The 17,327-nt window shown below is 60.2% G+C and carries 17 protein-coding genes and 1 pseudogene; 10 read left to right on the top strand and 8 right to left on the bottom strand.

All coding sequences use genetic code 11. The annotated features are described in order from the left end of the window. The first annotated feature begins 3 nt into the window (after positions 1 to 3). The 6 genes from aztD to PZN02_RS27175 all read left to right on the top strand — a co-directional run bounded on the left by aztD (position 4) and on the right by PZN02_RS27175 (position 4,277). A complete protein-coding gene (aztD, locus tag PZN02_RS27200; protein WP_280662055.1) occupies positions 4 to 1,239 on the top strand; it encodes a zinc metallochaperone AztD in 1,236 nt (411 codons plus the stop codon). Positions 1,240 to 1,847: 608 nt separating this feature from the next. Beyond that, positions 1,848 to 2,303 carry a DUF302 domain-containing protein gene (locus PZN02_RS27195; protein WP_280662054.1) on the top strand — a complete coding sequence of 152 codons (456 nt, stop codon included), beginning with the start codon at positions 1,848 to 1,850 and terminating at the stop codon, positions 2,301 to 2,303. A gap of 432 nt (positions 2,304 to 2,735) precedes the next feature. Beyond that, positions 2,736 to 3,038 (top strand): hypothetical protein, encoded by a 303-nt coding sequence (locus tag PZN02_RS27190; RefSeq protein ID WP_280662053.1) that lies wholly within the window; start codon positions 2,736 to 2,738, stop codon positions 3,036 to 3,038. Between the two features lie 4 nt (positions 3,039 to 3,042). Beyond that, positions 3,043 to 3,444: a fluoride efflux transporter CrcB gene (gene crcB, locus PZN02_RS27185; protein ID WP_280662052.1), complete on the top strand. Its 402-nt coding sequence runs from the start codon at positions 3,043 to 3,045 to the stop codon at positions 3,442 to 3,444. Continuing rightward, complete coding sequence (gene crcB, locus PZN02_RS27180) at positions 3,441 to 3,935, top strand: fluoride efflux transporter CrcB (protein WP_342394723.1); 495 nt, start codon at positions 3,441 to 3,443, stop codon at positions 3,933 to 3,935. The genes crcB (PZN02_RS27185) and crcB (PZN02_RS27180) overlap by 4 nt, the downstream gene beginning before the upstream one ends. 3 nt (positions 3,936 to 3,938) lie before the next feature. Beyond that, positions 3,939 to 4,277 carry a DUF190 domain-containing protein gene (locus PZN02_RS27175; protein WP_280662051.1) on the top strand — a complete coding sequence of 113 codons (339 nt, stop codon included), beginning with the start codon at positions 3,939 to 3,941 and terminating at the stop codon, positions 4,275 to 4,277. 523 nt (positions 4,278 to 4,800) lie between these two features. Here PZN02_RS27175 and nhaA read toward each other — a convergent pair. Next, positions 4,801 to 5,997: a Na+/H+ antiporter NhaA gene (gene nhaA, locus PZN02_RS27170; RefSeq protein ID WP_280662050.1), complete on the bottom strand. Its 1,197-nt coding sequence runs from the start codon at positions 5,995 to 5,997 to the stop codon at positions 4,801 to 4,803. A gap of 44 nt (positions 5,998 to 6,041) precedes the next feature. Here nhaA and PZN02_RS27165 point away from each other — a divergent pair, with 44 nt between their 5' ends. Continuing rightward, positions 6,042 to 6,248: a hypothetical protein gene (locus PZN02_RS27165; RefSeq protein ID WP_280662049.1), complete on the top strand. Its 207-nt coding sequence runs from the start codon at positions 6,042 to 6,044 to the stop codon at positions 6,246 to 6,248. A 141-nt stretch (positions 6,249 to 6,389) separates the two neighbouring features. Here PZN02_RS27165 and PZN02_RS27160 read toward each other — a convergent pair whose 3' ends face one another. Beyond that, entirely contained in the window at positions 6,390 to 7,901 is a 1,512-nt protein-coding gene (locus tag PZN02_RS27160) for an amino acid permease (RefSeq protein ID WP_280662048.1), read from the bottom strand. Positions 7,902 to 8,658: 757 nt separating this feature from the next. Beyond that, positions 8,659 to 10,113, bottom strand: coding sequence for a TrkH family potassium uptake protein (locus tag PZN02_RS27155; RefSeq protein ID WP_280662047.1), 1,455 nt, complete (start codon positions 10,111 to 10,113; stop codon positions 8,659 to 8,661). A 146-nt stretch (positions 10,114 to 10,259) separates the two neighbouring features. Between PZN02_RS27155 and PZN02_RS27150 the strand changes: the two genes are divergently transcribed. Both PZN02_RS27150 and PZN02_RS27145 read left to right on the top strand, forming a co-directional pair. Next, positions 10,260 to 10,415: a hypothetical protein gene (locus PZN02_RS27150; protein WP_280662046.1), complete on the top strand. Its 156-nt coding sequence runs from the start codon at positions 10,260 to 10,262 to the stop codon at positions 10,413 to 10,415. Positions 10,416 to 10,701: 286 nt separating this feature from the next. Beyond that, positions 10,702 to 11,172: a hypothetical protein gene (locus PZN02_RS27145; protein WP_280662045.1), complete on the top strand. Its 471-nt coding sequence runs from the start codon at positions 10,702 to 10,704 to the stop codon at positions 11,170 to 11,172. Between the two features lie 273 nt (positions 11,173 to 11,445). Here PZN02_RS27145 and PZN02_RS27140 read toward each other — a convergent pair. The 4 genes and pseudogenes from PZN02_RS27140 to PZN02_RS27125 form a co-directional block, all read right to left on the bottom strand. Next, a pseudogene (locus PZN02_RS27140) lies at positions 11,446 to 11,572 on the bottom strand (IS481 family transposase); the annotation flags it as partial. 371 nt (positions 11,573 to 11,943) lie between these two features. Next, complete coding sequence (locus tag PZN02_RS27135; protein ID WP_280662044.1) at positions 11,944 to 13,635, bottom strand: flotillin family protein; 1,692 nt, start codon at positions 13,633 to 13,635, stop codon at positions 11,944 to 11,946. Further along, positions 13,632 to 14,279: an OB-fold-containig protein gene (locus PZN02_RS27130; RefSeq protein ID WP_280662043.1), complete on the bottom strand. Its 648-nt coding sequence runs from the start codon at positions 14,277 to 14,279 to the stop codon at positions 13,632 to 13,634. Before PZN02_RS27130 ends, PZN02_RS27135 begins: the two co-directional genes overlap by 4 nt. Positions 14,280 to 14,284: 5 nt before the next feature. Further along, complete coding sequence (locus PZN02_RS27125; protein WP_280662042.1) at positions 14,285 to 15,421, bottom strand: PspA/IM30 family protein; 1,137 nt, start codon at positions 15,419 to 15,421, stop codon at positions 14,285 to 14,287. A 440-nt stretch (positions 15,422 to 15,861) separates the two neighbouring features. Here PZN02_RS27125 and PZN02_RS27120 point away from each other — a divergent pair, with 440 nt between their 5' ends. Beyond that, positions 15,862 to 16,293, top strand: a complete 432-nt coding sequence (locus tag PZN02_RS27120; RefSeq protein ID WP_425336316.1) for a GNAT family N-acetyltransferase — start codon at positions 15,862 to 15,864, stop codon at positions 16,291 to 16,293. A gap of 32 nt (positions 16,294 to 16,325) precedes the next feature. On the opposite strand, the gene PZN02_RS27115 is transcribed toward PZN02_RS27120, so the two are convergent. Beyond that, the gene (locus PZN02_RS27115; protein WP_280662040.1) at positions 16,326 to 17,228 is read right to left on the bottom strand and encodes a LysR substrate-binding domain-containing protein; all 903 of its coding nucleotides are present in this window, start codon (positions 17,226 to 17,228) and stop codon (positions 16,326 to 16,328) included. Between the last annotated feature and the right edge of the window lie 99 nt (positions 17,229 to 17,327).

Genomic DNA, 17,327 nt, shown 5'->3' with positions numbered 1-17,327 from the left:
ATAATGGGACTGTCTCTCACCCGAAACCGGCTCTTGGCTGCTGTGGCGGCTACTGTGCTATTTGTCGCGCCGGGCGCGATGGCAGATGACCACGAGACGATGGAGGCCTGGCGCCTCTTCGTCGCAGATCACACGCAGCCCGTCGTACGGGCCATTGATTTTGCAAGCGGCAAGGAGCTCGGTCGCTACGACCTCAAAGGTTACGCTGCTTTGACGGCAAGCGCCTCGGGTCAGATAGTGTTTGCCGCCCAAACGGAAGCTGATCTCATTCACGCCATCAAGACTGGCATCAATTTTTCAGACCATGGGGAACACCGCGATCTGGACGTTTCCGATCCGGCACTCTTGCCTATCACCCTCAAAGGCAAGCGCCCCGGTCACGTCGTGCCGCACGACGATCATGTGATCCTCTTCTACGATCGGGGCGACAAGGCCGAAATCGTCGATGAAGCGGACATTCTCGAGGGTAAAGCGGAAAAACGTACGGTCGATACGATCAAGCCGCACCATGGAGTGGCCGTCACGATGGGCCGGTACATCCTCGTCTCCGTGCCGAATACGGAGATCGAAACAAAACCGGACGAGCTGCCGCCCCGCGTCGGACTGCGGGTCGTGGATGAAAAGGGCGAGCAGGTCGGCGACCTCGCCAAGTGCACCGACCTCCATGGTGAAGCAACGTCGGCGCGCCTGGTGGCTCTCGGCTGCAAGGAGGGTGTCCTTATCGCACGGCCGGGCGGGGTCGATGGTCCGAAGCTGGAGATGCTGCGCTACCCTGCTGATTTTCCGAAGGCGTACACGGGAACGCTCCTCGGCGGCAAGGCGATGCAGTTCTTCCTGGGTAACTACGGCGAGGACAAGGTCGTCCTCATCGATCCGGATAGCGAGCAGCCATACCGCCTGGTCGAATTGCCGACGCGGCGAGTGGATTTCGTGCTGGATCCGGCAACGCCGCGCAGCGCCTACATCCTGACAGAGGACGGCGACATTCATGTACTCGATGTCATCAAGGGCGAGATTACGCGCAAGGCCAAGGTCACGGAGCCGTACAGCAAGGACGGCCATTGGCGTGACCCACGCCCGCGGCTTGCAGTGGCGGATGGCCAGATTGCGATCACCGATCCGCGCCATTCGCTGGTCCGGGTGATTGATGCCAAAACGCTGAACGAAACGCGCACGATCGCGGTCGAAGGCCAACCCTTCTCGATCGTCGCTGTCGGCGGCTCCGGCGCGTCCCATTGAGCGATGACGCGACAGGCGGGAGTTGCTGGCGCAATTCCCGCCCATCCAACAAAGAGCCATTCCGGAGAGCAACGATACCGCAGGCGGTCCATGTCGACGATCTCAAGTTGACGAAGAACCAGAGCCTGGTGCTCTCCGTGCTGCAATCATCCGATCAGCCGCTCAGTGCCTACAGCATCTTTGGATTGTTGAAGCTTTGCTGGCGGGATTCGGCTGATTTTCAGGAAGGACCGACGGAATGTCTTCCGGTTCTCGCGTGTACTTGGATACGGCGATCCGGAAAGGGCACCGGGTCGTCGCTGCGCTCGGTCGATGCTTCTCATCGGGCACTTGATCGCACGAGGACAGACGATGAGCGGCGTGCCGGATCGGCGACAAACTCCGCCTCGATTCCGTAGACGGCCCGCAGGCTCTGCGGTGTGACGGCCGTCTCGAAGGCACCCAGTCCGGCGACCTTGCCCGCGTTGAGCAGGAGCACCGTGTCGCTATGCGACGGAACCCCGACGATCAGTCAAGCGAGCACTGGCACTCTCGAGGAAAGAAGCTCATCCTGAGGGAATGGGCGGACGGTACCAAGCGCTCTGTATAATGTGACGCAGGAGGAGACGATGTTTCGAATGCTTGTTTTCGCCGCTGCTGTGATTGTTGCGATGGACTCCGCCAGTGCCGAAGACCTGAATTTGATCGTGAAGGAGAGCCCCGCCGAGTTTGCGACGACCGTACAGCGCCTTCAGGCAGAGATCGAAAAGCGGGGCGCGACGATCGTAGCGACCGTCGACCATGCGGCAGCAGCTAAAAAGAACGGTCTCGAACTGCGCCCGACGACGGTGATCATTTTCGGGAACCCGGCGCTTGGCACCCCGCTAATGCAGGGCCAGCAAACCGCCGGGCTCGACCTGCCTCTGCGGGTACTGATCTGGGAAGATGCAAGCGGCAAGGTCCAGATCGGCTATTGGCCGCCGTCGCGGATTACCGATGCGCATCGGATTGCAAAAGCCGATGAGGTGACGAATAAGATGACGGCTGCCCTGAGCGCGATAACGGACGCGGCCGCAACCCGCTGAATATTAGGCGGTGGCCAGGCCCGTCCGGCTGCGGCGAGCGGGTGTCGGGTAGGCCCTTGTCGGGCTCTCGCCATCCTAATCTTTATGGCGCAGCTTCCGGAACTCATCGGCGTGCCGCATGCGACTTATGTGATGATCGCGGCGGGACCCGTGATCATCTATCTCTTCCCATATGCCACAAAGGCCATTGCTATTGGGGAGATAGAGGGCGTTGCTCTCTCCCCCCAAGCAGCAACCGGCGTTCCAAGGTTCGGCCTTTGCCCAGTAACACCGGCCGGGTATCGGCCTCATCGTTCCGTCGTTCTTGCTCAAGGTTACCGTTGATGCGAAGGGCTTTATGATGTCTCGCTAACGATTGGGTCGCCGGCGGCCGGCAATGACCTGACTGACGCAGCGCGATAATGACCGAGACAATAGCCGGAGAGGAAAAGCATGGACGCAGAAACAGACCAGCTCCGCATTATACGGCTGCACAAGCGGTGGGCCGATAGATATACGCTGCTCTCACAGGCGCTTATCCTCATACTCTTCGCTGCCATCTATTTTCTGTTCGACCGAGCGGGGCTCGGAGCGGCTGAGCGAGTTGGGGCGTTTGTCCTATTGGGGACAATAATTCTGGCGACGATCATATGGCAGGCATTGGGCTTGGCGATCGCCCGACTCCACATGCTACATGACGGCTTGGATCTGGAAAGACTGCCGCCGGCACTCGATCCGGCTGACAAGGTCAACTGAAGACATGCAGGACATTCTTCATGCCATCCTCTGGGTGGCGTTGGGCAGCGTGATTGGCGGTCCGACCCGTTATTTCATTTCGGGGCTGATCGGGCGGGTGATCGGCGAGACGTTTCCCTGGGGGACGATGGTCGTTAATGTCACCGGCGCATTTGCGATCGGTCTGGCCGCAGCGGCAAACGTCAGTGGCGTCCTGCCGATGCCCGTGGCGTGGCAGTTCATCGTCACAGGTTTTCTGGGCAGCTACACGACGGTTTCCTCTTTCACCCTGCAGACGATGGCGCTTGCCCGCGATGGTCAACTCCTCCAAGCCGGCGGAAACGCGGCTCTGTCTGTGGCTCTCTGTCTGGTGTCTGTCGCGGTCGGATACGGCATCGGGGCAATTATTTTTGGAGCCAGCCTGTGAAAACCGAGCTTCAGCAATCTGTGAAGCGAAAGATACCTTTGGCACCGCATCTGAAGCCAGATGAGCAGGCGAGATCGCGAAAGGTGCGAGAGACTGCCTTGCTCTACTTGTGCGTCTCCATCGGCTCTGTCATTGGCAGCGTCTTGCGCGCGTTGGCCTCGCTTGCGGCGCTTGCGTGGTTCGGCCCCGCATTTCCTTGGGGCACGCTCCTCGTGAATATAGTCGGCTCATTTGTCATCGGATTCTATGCGACGTTTGCGGGGCCGAACGGCCGGCTCTTCTCGGGAACATATCAGCGCCAGTTCGTAATGACTGGGATTTGCGGCGGCTTCACCACCTTCTCGGCGTTCAGCTTGGAGGCGTTTCAGCTCATGCAGCGCAGCGAGCTGGTCCTGGCCGGACTATATATCGGAGCCTCAGTCGTTACATGGCTCGCCGCGGTCTGGTGCGGTCATGCACTGGCTTCGCGGCTTAATCGTTTGGGAGGGTAGACCATGCAGATACCGAGACAGGCTTTGCTTTTGAGGATATTCATCGGCGAGAATGACCGGGATGACGGCCACCCGCTCTATGAGTCGATTGTGCTCAAGGCGCGCGAAATGCAACTTGCCGGCGCAACGGTGCTACGGGGGGGAATGGGTTTCGGGCACTCTAGCCGGTTGCACACGACAAAGATTCTCCGTCTTTCGGAAGACCTGCCGCTGATTGTCGAGATTGTCGACAGCGAGGAAAAGATTAATGCCTTCCTGCCGGTGCTTGAAGGGATCATGTCGAGCGGGCTGGTCACCTTGGAGAGGGTACAGGTGCTCCAATATGGTTTGAGCGGCAAATAGCACTCTTGTGTCTGTCGTCGCCACGTCACGTGGATCCTGTTTAGCGGATAGCGTCGGATTGAACGTAAGCATTCACCGGTGCTCGTGGCGACAGAATAACGTAACCCGATGGCGAGGCAGATTTGTCTGTGCCGGCTGCGTTAGTTGGTTATGCGGCGTCGATTATGGAAGCCCTGACCCGAAAATGGTCAGGGCTCATTCGTTCTCCTAGGAGTGTTGCACAATATAAAGCACAGACACGGCAATACGACCTCAAGTCGCTCCATGCTAAATCGCTCTAATACTTGTGGCTGTGCCCGCACGCCCAAAAGTATTACACCCAAGCGTGTATGAAGCAATTCATTTTAAGGGACTTTTGGTCAAGATCGACGTAAACCATTGTAAGCCAGTCGAATTAAATACTTCGAATTGGCCATCAAGCTGCTACAGGAAGGGTTTCGCGCTCCATTCACCCTTGGCGCAAGGTTCCGCCCCTCCCGCGATCGCCCTCGTAACCGCCCACAAGGGCGTGCATTCTGCATGACTATGCACGCGCGGCCTTCGACGTTCTAGCACCGAGCTTGAGGACGGCATAGCCAGCCGTTCCGGACACCAGGGATCCTGCAATAATGCCGAACTTGACGCGCTCTTGCATAGCTGGATCGTCGAACGCTAGCAGACCGATAAAGAGACTCATCGTGAAACCGATGCCACAGAGAAATGAAAGGCCAAGCGTCTGTGCCCAGTTGGCCCCGGTGGGAAGGTCGGCCAGTCCGCTTCGCACCATCAGTGCGACCGTACCGAAAACGCCAATCAGTTTCCCCGCGACTAGACCGACGACCACGCCGAGCGTAAGCGGCTCAACAAGCACGGAGAGCGTCACTCCTGCCAGCGAAACGCCCGCATTTGCAAAGCCGAAGAGCGGCACGACGAGAAAAGCAACCGGCTTTTGCAGCATGTGCTCGAGCTTGTGGAGCGGCGAAACGGACGGCGACGCCTCCGGCGCGCCGCGCGTCCGGCGGACCGGGATCGTCAACGCCAAGATCACGCCGGCGATCGTCGCGTGAACGCCCGATTGGAGAAGCAGAATCCACAACGCAGAGCCGATCATAAGATAGAGCCAGAGACGCGTGACGCCAATTCGATTGAAAGCGACGAGGTTTGCAGCGACGATCACGGCGCCGCCCAGTGCGACAAGGTTCAGATCGGTCGCATAAAACAGCGCGATAACGATCACCGCGCCAAGATCATCGATGATGGCGAGCGCGGTGAGAAATATCTTCAGCGACGCCGGCACGCATGGCCCGAGCAGCGACAGCACCCCCAGAGAGAAGGCGATGTCGGTTGCGGAAGGAATCGCCCAGCCTCTCAACGCGTCGGCATTGCCGGCATTGAAGACGACGTAAATCAAGGCGGGAACGAGCATGCCGCCCGCGGCCGCGGTACCCGGAAGCAGCCGGCGGCTCCAGCTTGAGAGCTGGCCGTCCAACAGCTCGCGCTTGATTTCGAGGCCGACCAACAGAAAGAACAACGCCATCAGTGCGTCATTGATCCAGTGTTGGAGGCTGAGCGGCCCGAGATGAATGTGAAGCGCAGCAAAATAGATGGCCGAGACCGGTGAGTTGGCCGTTATGATGGCGAGCACGGCCGCGGCCATAAGAACGAAGCCGCCTGACGCTTCATTGTTGAGAAACTGGCGCAGAGTGGAGCTGATGCGGCCCTCGGGCCGAACTGAAAGCATGCGTCTGCGTCCCTGTAACAACGGGATTTAGTTATCCCCGGGGTTTGGAGGAGCCCAAGACGGACGCGGCAAGTGCCTTTATAGCTCTGCGGATCGAGGATAGCTATGCGCGTGCGGCAAAATCAAAACGCGATCAAGAACAAAGAGAACAGGTGAAGAAGCGAACTGTCATTTTTGCTGCCATCACCATCGCGCTGGCGCTCGCGCAGTTGATTGCCACCAGCGCGATCCCGTTCGGCTGGCGACCATAGTATCCGCACATTCGAAGTTAATGCCACACATGCCAGATCCTCATACGAGAGTGGGACAGTTCCGCCACTAGGCCTGCACAGGTGCCAGTGCGTCGCTCTCCACGGCAACCGCACGAACACGCATAGCAAACTCGTTCCGGCTCAGATGGATGCCGCGCCTTCGCGCTGCCTGACCGCAAAGTCCTCCTCCGGCGAATACACGAGCGTCTTGCGGCCGTAAGCGCCAAAGTAGACGATCGCCAGCGCGTACCAGATCGCCACGCCGATGATGCCTTTCTGATAGAGCGGGTCGGTGAGCTGGAAGAAGATCGTCACCAGCGCAATGATGACGGTGAGCACCGCACCGGGGACGCCGAACGGGCTGCGGTAGGGCCGCTCGATATTCGGAAAAGCGCGCCGCAGCTGGATGAAGGTCAGCCCCTGCAGCAGGTAGGAGAACATCGCGCCGAACACCGCCATGTTCAGAAGCACGCCGCCGATGAAGGAGCCGGCCTCCGCGCGGCCTTGGGTGAACCAGACCACCAGCATGACACCGAAGCCGACGAGTGCGCCGGCAATCAACGCGGTGTTGGGGGTCTTGTGCGCGCCATGGGTCACCGAGAGAAAATGCGGGAAGTAACCGGCCCGCGACAAGGAGTAGATCTGCCGGCCGAAGGCGAAGATGATGGCGTGGAAACTGGCGATCAGTCCGGCGACTGCAAATAGCGAGAGGATCTTTGCCCAGCCTGTTCCATAGATGGCCCGGAAACCGTCGAGGATCGGTTCGCCCGAAGAACCGAGCCTAAAGGCGCCGTTCGGGATGGCCGGATTGATGATAAGCACCAGGAAGCCGGTTGCAATCAGCGTGAACATGCCGAGCATGATGCCCTTCGGCATGTCGCGTTGCGGGTCGACCGATTCCTCGGCAGCGAGCGGCAGCTGCTCGATCGCCAGAAACAGCCAGACGGCGAAGGGCATCGAGGCCAGCACGCCATAGACGCCGAGCGGCAGGAACGGCCCGCCGCCGTCCGGAAGCTCGACTGCCGCACCCGTCGCCGGATCGACGCCGACGTTCATCGCATATTTGCCGAAGTCGATGAACGGAATGGCGCTAACAAAGAAAAAGGCGAGAACCGCCAGGGCGATCAGCGTGACGATCACCGTCACGGTGAACGAGAGTTCGACACCCCGGACGTTGAGGCCGACGAAGACGATATAACCTATCAGCCACCAGACGGGTTGGAAGTACTGTGGTGTCTCGAAGATTCCGGTCAGGTAGGTCCCGATGAAGAACACCACGACCGCGGGGGTGAGCACATATTCGATGTTCTCCGCCACGCCGGTGATGAAGCCGCCCCACGGTCCGAATGCCGTCCGCGCGAAGGAATAGGCGCCGCCCGTATGCGGCAAGGCCGGGCTCATTTCGGCGATCGAATAGGTGAGACCGAGATACATGATGGTGATCAGGATGGTGCCGATGAACATGCCACCCCAGCCGCCGACGGCAAAACCGAGGTTCCAGCCGGAGAAGTCGCCGGAGATGACCGCGCCGACCCCAAGAGCCCAGAGCGAGAAGACGCCGGCGTGGCGTCGCAGTCCGCGTATATCGAAATACTCCTGGCCGGGTATATGGTAGATCACTCCGCCTTCATGCTGCTTGCTATCGTTGGCCATGGCAGTCGCCTTTCGATCACATCTCACTGCGGCATGCGGCCATCGTGCAGGAAGGTCGCGCGGAGGCGCCGCTCACGCCTCGCTCGCCGCGTTGTGAATGAACAGGGCTTCCCATCCCAGACCCTTGGAGGACACTGCGCCCCGATCAAGGGCTTCGCCGGCCACCGCATAATCGACCGGGTGGCGTAGCGGGAGGGTTCCTGGTGTTGCGGCCGCTAGTGCCAGGCCGCACAGTTTCCCTTGCCCCGTCATCCAGTGAGGCACGGCATGCAAAGTTGCGCATTTCGCCGTGCCTCAAGTAATGACTTCACGCTCAATTGCGGACATTGTCAAACGTTCTTTGCACCGGACCAGTGCAAACTTGAAAAACACTCGACGCGATCGGGGCTCTATAGAGAGGGAGGGCCGTAACACTTACTCGGTTCAGTGTTGCTGAAATAATTCCGACAGACTTGACACCGCGCCAACCGGCAGAAGGCGATATCAATGCGAAGGGCAAAAAGTAAATACTGACGGCGATGCGTTGGCCGTTACGATGGCGAGCAAGGCCGAGGCCCCCTGCTGCTTCATTGTCAAGAAACAGACTTAGAGCCGAGTTGATGAGGCCCGCCTTAGACGGAGTTGAAAACCGTCGGCTTACTGTATTGCAAGGGATGTCGTTATCTCCGGAATTGGGGGCGTTTTGCGCGAGAGGGGCGATTTGCTGCCCAAAGCCTGTCCACCGTCGCTGTCCCGTAACGCCTTTTGCGCGTTGCCGTCAGCGCCGCCAGAACCACGGCTGCAGCACGACAAAGAATGTTACCAGTTCCAACCGGCCGAGGATCATGGCCAATGCGATTAGCCACTTGGCCGCATCGGGTATGCCGGAGAAATTCGTTGCCGGGCCGACGAGGGGACCAAGACCGGGCCCCGCATTCGCCATCGCTTGAGCCACCGAGGAAGTGGCCGAGAGGAAATCGAGGCCCGTTGCCGTCACCAGGAGTGAAAGAACAAGCAGGGTCATGATGTAGAGAAAAAAGAAGTTGCGGACATTACCGATGGCCATGTCGTCGACGGACCTTCCTTGAAAGCGCACCGGCACGACAGCGTTCGGATAAAGCATGTGTCTAAGCGCCCTTCCGGTGCCCTCAAACAGAATCTGCCAGCGGAAGATCTTGATGGCGCCTGCGGTCGAGCCGGCACAGCCGCCGACGAGATACAACATGAAGAAAAGCCCGATCGCAAAACTTCCCCATGTGGAAAAATCGGCGGTCGCAAAACCCGTATCTGTGATCACGGAGGTGACATTGAAGGCAGACAGCCTCAGCGCGACAGGTGGCGACATGCCCTGTGCGATGTTCCAGGCCGTGCACACCAGGATCGCCGTTGCGAGGATCAGGAGGAAGGGCTTGATCTGTCCTTCGATTGCACTGCGCTTGCCGCGGCTCATGAGGAATACGGCGTAGAAGGCGAGCGGCAGCGCACCCGAAATCATGAATATTATGGTCACGATCTCGATCGCCAGGGAATTGTAAAAGCCAATCGATGCATCCTTTGTCGAGAGGCCGCCCGTCGCGATGGTGGTCATTGCATGATTGACCGCATCGAAGGTCGACATTCCGGCGATGTCGAGGGCTATGACGCAAGCCAGGGTGAGCGACACATAGACGATCAGGATGTTGCGGGCGATCTGCCGCACCTTGGGAAACGGCTTTTCGGAAATGTCCGAGGACTCGGAGCGAAAGAGCTGCATGCCGCCGACCCGCAATGCTGGGAGCACGCTGAGCGCCATCACGATGATGCCAATTCCTCCGAGCCACTGAAGCAGCGAACGCCACAGGAGCAGCCCTTGCGGCATATCATCCAAGCCTACCAGGATCGTGGAACCAGTCGTCGTCAAGGCCGATGCCGATTCAAAGACCGCATCCGTCCAGCTCAGATCCAGCGCACTGTAGAGTGGCACCGCTCCGATCATGCAGACCGAGAGCCAGGCACTGACGGTGATCAAAAGTCCAGTCCGGCGGTCCTTGAGGTCAACCTCGTCCTGGTTGAAGGCGGTAACGAGCAGTGACCCGAAGGCAGCGGCAACGGCAGCGCAACTCAAGAAGGTGAGTGCGTCCTGGCTGTTATCGACGGCGAAGTCGACGACGGCCGGTAAAAGCATGGCCACCGCCAGGGCCAGGATGAACAAACCGTTGAGGAAGAGGACAAAACGAAGTCGATCGGCGGTCATCTTTTGTCCTACTATTGGATTCGTCCAAGGACGGTACTAGCCCCTCAATGAAAATAAATAAATCACCCAAGTGGTTCTGGTTGACGGCAATGGCAATCACTACGCATCGGCCGGCAACCTGTACCAGTGCCGAGCATGAGAAGGTCATGACCTTCGAAATCCACAATATTTCGCAGGCGGTCGATTTCAACAAGGGATTGGGCTCATTGCTCGATACAGTCGGTGACGACCGGCCTCCGGTGATTACTGTAGTGTCACTATTTTTCTGCGACGAAAACTCGAGCAACCCCCTCCGCCCTTAGGGAGCGCGGCGACGCCGACAACGACCTCGCCGTCGACCAGAAAACCGGTCGGGCGGCATTACGGAAACGCTCCTGCCGATACAGTTCCAAGCTCGTCGCAGAATGCGATTCAAAGCGTGATTGCAAAATCGCAACGAGCAGACCGAACCGTCGTCTCCGGTTAAACTTGAATGCCAGGCTCGTTCCGCCGGGCAGCCGAACTTTCAAGGCCCTCCTATTGCAACACTTGCCGGAGTTCCACAGCGCCATACCTCTTAAAGCAAACTCTAATGGTGAGGAGGCGACGATGAAGTACCAGCCACGCGAACGACTGCAGGCAGTTGCCGGTGTTCATGCAGACATGCAGCGCCGCGCACTGACGCGGGGAGAACGCCTTGCTCGATGGACAGAGCTGTTGGAGCAGACGCCTGACCGATGCCTCAATACACTTTCGGAGACCGAATATCAGCCGGCAGTGGCGCGCGATGCAATGCGGATCGCAGGGTCTCCGATCACAGTCGCATTTGAGGATTCTGTGCTTCGTGCCGACGGCCTTAACGACGACACCTACGGCGAGGCGAAACGGTTCTTCGAATTGAGTGATTGGGATTTGCACCAGCTTGTGTGCAGCTGTCATTCCGGTGCAACGGTGCAAGCCGATGCCGTTGCCCAATGTGTTCGCGAGGTGGCAGAGCCCAGCCCCGGTCTGTTCTCCATGCTATTGAATGCGTTGCACGTCTTTCGATCGTCGCGACCCCGTACCGCGCATTGGATTTGACGCCCTTCTAACCAACCGTTTCTAGTCTTCACACCTAAAGGGCCGCGGTTTTCCGACGGCCCCTACTTTCATCTGAACTCAGGTGCGGCGGCATCTTTGCAGGACATTCCTGACCGAGATGGTCCGTCCGCGCAGCGCGCCACTGGTTGGATGATCGGGGCAAGGCTGGCGCGCCGAATCGAGCTGGACTGTCGCGAAGGCCTTATGGGGCGATCTCGAACGAACGCGGCGGTTCCGACGGCCTACGGCGTATCTTGCGCCGCTGCTTCAGACCTAGATGTTTAGTCCCGGCATCTGGTGGAGCGAATTGAGGGTGAAGCGTTCGGGGTTGCGACACCCATGCCTTGCAGATGAATTTGTAAGGGGTGAGGTCCTTGAGCGTCTTGAACCAACGGCCGAAGCCCATCCTCCGGGACCGACACGAACGTCCGCAGTGGGCTTCGGCTCGCGACGAGCGCTACATCCAGCGCAAATGTCGGGACCTGGCGCGACGCTGCTGTCCGGCACCTCCGCATTGGACTTCCCTTCCCCACCCGTCTTTCGGCGGTGGTGAACGCGAAAAAGACCCATTGCGGTCGCTGGCGGCAGGCCAAATAGCGGTCATCCCTTTGGACGCGGAGCCAGGGGTGAGGACCGGCGCAGTATTGAAGGAAATTGCCTTCAACGGAACCGGCGCCGCCGATCAATGCGCGTCGTCTTTGATTGGCGACGCGCTTCAGAACTTTATTTCGTACATGTCGCCCAAACGCTATGCGCTTTTGGGCGACCGCGTCAGTCTTCTTCCACGGCCGTATTGTTGATCTTGCTGTCGCTGACTTTGCTATTGCCACTGCCCTGCACATTCGCGAGCAGCGATGAGATGGCGTTGTCGCCTTCGAAACCGGCTTCCTTCAGGAGTTGGTCGAGAATCGGCTTGTTTGCCTGGTAGGCGAGAAGCTGCCCGGCCAGGCCGTCGCCGATTCCGATACCGTTCGCGCCGCCGGTGCCGCGGCCGATCATGCCGCCGGTATCGAAGATGCGGATGTCGGAGATCTTTTCGATCGGCTTGACGGCCTCGGCGAGCGCCTGCGGAATGATGCGGATGCGTTCACGGAGGACTTCGAACTCGATGATGGCGGGGCTGAGCTTGTTGCGCGCGTCGTTGAGGAGCGCCTCGCTCTCGGCTTCGGCCTTGCCGGTTTCCAGAATGCCCTTGGCTTTGATGACCGCGGCCTCGGCCTCCGCCGTTGCCAGCGTCTTGATCGCTTCCGCCTGGTCGAGTGCCGCCTGTTTCTCGGCCTCCGCGCTGACGGTTACGGCCGTCGCCTCGGTTTCGGCGTCCTTGCGCGCGTCGATCACCGCGATCTGACGCTCGCGTTCGGCGATTTCGACGGCTCGCGCCGTTTCCACCTTTTCTTCTGCGGCGATTGCCAGCGCTCTTGCGGTCTCGGCCTTCGCCTTGGCCTCGGATTCCTCGCGACTCTTGTTCGCGACGGCAATGGCGCTTTCCTGTGCCACGATCTGAAGGTCGCGGCGCGCCTCGGTGTCGCGCTGCTGGACGGCACGCGTGGCATCGATATTGGCGCTCTCGCGCACCTGCTTCGCCATTGCCTCTCGCTCGGCGATCGCCTGTTGTGAGGCGATGCGGGCCTCTTCCTCAGCGCGCTTGGCAGCCTGTTCCTGCTGGGCGGTTTCTGCACGCGTGGCAGCGGACTTGTTGGCGATATCGCGTTCCTGGCTGAGTTCCGCCTCGCGCTTCGTCCGTTCGATCGTCAGCGATTGCTGGCGTGCCTCGAGGTCCTTCTGGGCAATAGCCACTTCCGTGTCGCGAACGATTTCGTTGCGCTCCTTCTTGCGGCTCTCGGTGATCCGCGTCAGCGCCGCGAGGCCTTGGGCGTCGAAGAAGTTATTGGCGTTGAAGTGCTTGATATCGGTCTGGTCGAGACGGGTCAGGGAGACGGATTCCAGTTCCAGGCCGTTCGATTGCAGGTCGGCGCCGACGGCCTCCTGGACCGCCTTGACGAAGTCCATCCGCTGCTCCTGCAGCGCGTCGAGGTTCATCGTCGCCGCGACGGAACGCAGGCCGTCGACGAATTTGGCTTCGATCAGCACGCGCAACTGCTCCGCGTCATTCGTTCGGTCGCCGAGCGTCTGTGCCGCAAGCGCGATCGAGGACGCGTCCGGTTTCACGCGGACATAGAACTCGGCGCCAATATCGACGCGCATCCTGTCCTTGGTGATCAGGGCGTCGCTTTCGCCGCGCCTGACCTCAAGACGCAGGGTCTTGAGATTGACGCGCGCGATCGAGTGGAAGATCGGCAGCACGATCGAACCGCCATCCAGCACGACCTTCTGCCCGCCGAGGCCGGTGCGCACATAGGCCTCATCGCGGCTCGAGCGGGTGTAGAGCGAGGCGAGAACGAAGCCGATGCCGAATATGAGAATGATGCCGATGCCGACCGGCAGAAGTAGATCAACGATCATGGTGTCTCCATTGAAGAGGACTGTGGCGAAGAGAGAATGTCGGAAGGGGCGGGGATGGCGACGAAGACGTTCGAGATGCGATCGACAATGAGGATCTCGGTCCCGATCGCGATCGGGGCTTCCCCTCTCGCCGCTTTCGCCCGGAGGCTATGCCAATTGCCATGCCGGTCCTTCGCGCGGACGCGTCCAGGCAGGCCCTGGTCGAGCGGACCGACGGTCACTTCGGCGCGCGCGCCGACGAACTCGAAAAGATCAACGGCGTAGGTTTCGTCGCGCGGAACGATGTGGGCGACCAGCCGGCCAGAGCCTCGCACTGCCGGCAAAGAGAGAACGAAGGCGGGTAATGCCGCAGCGGCTGCGGGCAGGTACGCCCAGAGCGCGAATGCGACGCTTTGCAGGACGAATCCGATTATCGCGAAGAAGCCGAGCAGCAGCATCAACAAGACCAGGATCGGCACGCCGCCGACATTGATCCACGACAGGAGGCCCGAAAGCGCGCTATGGTCGTCGAAGCCCGATTTGTCGATGGCTTCGCCCAGCGAAAAGCCAAGCAGCAGGCAGAGCACCTCGATTACGGTCAATGCTGCCAGCAAGGCTGCCGCGATCGCGAAGGGGAAGCATTCCGGAGCGAGGAGGAGGTCCATGGGCGTCAGTTTCTGTCAGCCTTGAACTGCGCGAGCCGCGCGGCGATCGCCTGTTCGCGATGAAGCCGGTCTAGCTCATCCAGTTCCGCGCCTGCCGCCGGGGTGTCGCCCGGCACGCCCGTCACCCTAGAAATCACGGCGGCAGCACGGGCCGCTTCGTTGACGGCCGATGCCTGTGTGCGCCGGGCAGCCGGTTCCTCCGTATGCCGTGCCACACTCTTTTTCAGATCGGCAAGCCGCGCCTCCGCCTCGCGTCGCGCCGCGAGCACCGCATGAAGCGCCTGCTGGCCCTCGCTTAGGCGCTCTCTCGCATCGGCCAGTGCCTTGTCGAGTGCGGCGACCTGCGCCTCGAGGTCGATCTGCCGTCCCACGCCGGCCTTGGCGAGATCGTCGCGCTCAGCGGCAATTGCCGTACGGATCTTCTCGTCCAGTGCGCGCAGGCTCTCAAGGATTTCCTCGCGCCGGCTTTCGATGCGATATTCTTCCGCGCGCGACCGTCCGATATCGGAGCGCGCCTCCTCCGCGGCGGCGTCGATCTCCCTGATCGCCTGCTCGACGATGACGATCTTGTTTGCCCCCTCCGCCTTGTCGACCGCCGCGTTGGCGATCCCGGCAATTAGGCGGCCCATGCGCGAAAGAATGCCTTCGTTCATGATCATGTTCTCCTTGGTTCGATCCGAGTGCACGGTCACCTCTAAGCGGATCTCGTAATTGTCATCTTCGGCGACGAGCTCGGCTGCGAAGACGTCCAGCGCGCCGGGTGAGTAGCCGGCGACGTCAAACGGCACGGCGACCCGGCCACGCACCGTCGCGACCGTCACGTCGGACGGCCCCTTGATCGCGAATAACTTGTTGTCGAGCGGCAGCCGGACCGGGTCGATCTGCTGTCCGCGATTGGCGGCAAAGTCCCGCAGGCCGAGCGTTACCAATCGCGCCGGAAGGCCGGTCCTCTCCCGGATCGTCTCATAGGCCAACTCGTGCAAGGTCACGAGATTCGCGCCGCCACCCTTGCCGGCCGTCAGCTCGCCGAGCAGGGCATGCATTTCAGCATAGGCGGAAAATGTCTCCTCGAGCGCCCGCCGGGCTTTGAGATCCGGTACCAGACGATAGCGCAGTATCGATTTCTGTCCCGCTTGGCTCATGCAAGGAACATAAAGCACCGTATCGGTACTTTCAAGCGGAATCAACAACCATCCCTTGTTAATTTTCCGGGTACACGTCGATCGGCCCGGCCGGCTCTGCGTAAGGTCCGCTTTGCGGAGACGAGGAACACCGGCGGGGCACTTTTCTGCGCATTGAGCTGGCCGCGCCATCCTGGCGCTAGGAATCGCTGACCAACGCCCGCTTCCTGGCGATACCTGCTCATTCGAATAGATCCAACGAAGGGCAAAGTTCCACCCTTTGCGGCCGCCGAGGGTGAGTTTTCGATCCCTCGCCTTGAAGGGAACCGAACTGCTGACGCCAGCGGCGAATATCGACATCGGAATGGGAAAGGTCTTATACACAAGCAATGGTTACATGCGTCAACCTGGAGTGAGCTTTGAGACTCAATATTCGCACGCTGGCAAGGCAAGATGCCGCTATGCCCGCCCTAGCCACTTTGATGCAGGAAATGCAAGCGCACTACCGCGTCCCCTGTCCGCCGCTCAGCGAGATCATCGCGGGCCTGAATAGCATGCCGGCGTGTGCCGAAATCCTGGTCTGCGAGGACGCAGGCTCCGTCCTCGGCTTTGTAGCCTTTTCCGGGATCTACCCCGGGCCGGGTCTGAAACCCGGTATATTTTTGAAGGAACTTTACGTCACTCAATCGCAGCGCGGCCAAGGGCTCGGTCGGGCTCTGATGCAGGCCCTCGCCGCGTTGGCAAAGCAGCGTGGACTCGCACGCATCGACTGGACCGCCGACCCGGAGAACTCAAGGCTTCTCGCCTTCTATGACGGGGTTGGCGGTACACGCAATCCGGACAAACTCTTCTTCAGGCTCGACGGAGACGCCCTGGAAAAACTCGCGACTTGAAACAGTGCAGGCGCTGCCGAGGTGAGCTTCCGTCAGTCGCGCATGCCCTCGGCTTCCGCCATCAACCATCTCTCGAAGGTCTGCATGGAGGCGCTCGGCGCGATATCTTGCGGTTTCGCAAACCAGTAACTGTAATCGCTGCGATATCCGAAGCCGCGAGGATTGACGAGCCTCCCGGCGGCCAAGTCGTCGAGAATTAGACCGCGCGGGATCAATGCCATTCCTTGTCCTGCAAGCGCGGCGCGGATCACCATTGTATAGTATCCGAAACGGGTCGTATGCCGCACAGCGAGTTCCCGCCTGCCGTGGCTATCTGCGAAATAACGCCAATGCAGCGGCGTCTGCGGATGCTCCAACATGACCCCGTCGGCCAAATCTTCAATGGTCTCCGGAAGCCCGCTTTTCTCCCAGTAGGACGGCGCGCTAACAATCAGGACCTCGCGCCCGAAGAGGTACTGCGTTTCCTCTCCCTGAAGCGGTTCGGCGAGAAAGCGGAATATGGCATCGGGCATCTCGGACTGGGTCGGAGACACGAAGGTCGTAAACTGCACGTCTATCTCCGGATGCCGTTCGGTAAATTGCAGAAATCTCGGCAGCAGCCATCGATCGCCAAAGATCGGAGGAACCTGCAGGCGCAAGACACGCGGCCCCGGCCGCAGCCGGGCGACGCGAAGAGCCGCATCCTCCATCGCTTTCAGGGCCGTGCGCGCCTGTTCGATGTAGATCGTGCCGACCTCTGTCGGAATCATGCCCCGCGGCGTCCGGATGAAGGCTGGGCTGCCGATCAGTTCCTCCAGCGCCAGCAACTGCTTGCTTACAGCGCTCTGCGACAGCGACGTGCTTTCAGCGGCGGCACTGGTCGATCCCCGCTCAGCCACGGCCAGCAGAATCTGTAAAGCGGTCGTCGAGGGCAACCGCTGCCGTCCCGATACCATGCAAGCCCCCAGTTGTTGGGCGAGCCCCGGTCAAATGCCGCCGCGCGAGCCCGCCATTTTCACTAGATCCTAAATAAGCGGCCAGGGCGGAGCTAGTCG

Origin of the sequence: Sinorhizobium garamanticum (assembly GCF_029892065.1) — a bacterium.
GTDB lineage: Bacteria > Pseudomonadota > Alphaproteobacteria > Rhizobiales > Rhizobiaceae > Sinorhizobium > Sinorhizobium garamanticum.
The sequence above is the reverse complement of the archived record's forward strand: the minus strand, read 5'-3'. Positions and strand labels throughout refer to the sequence as shown.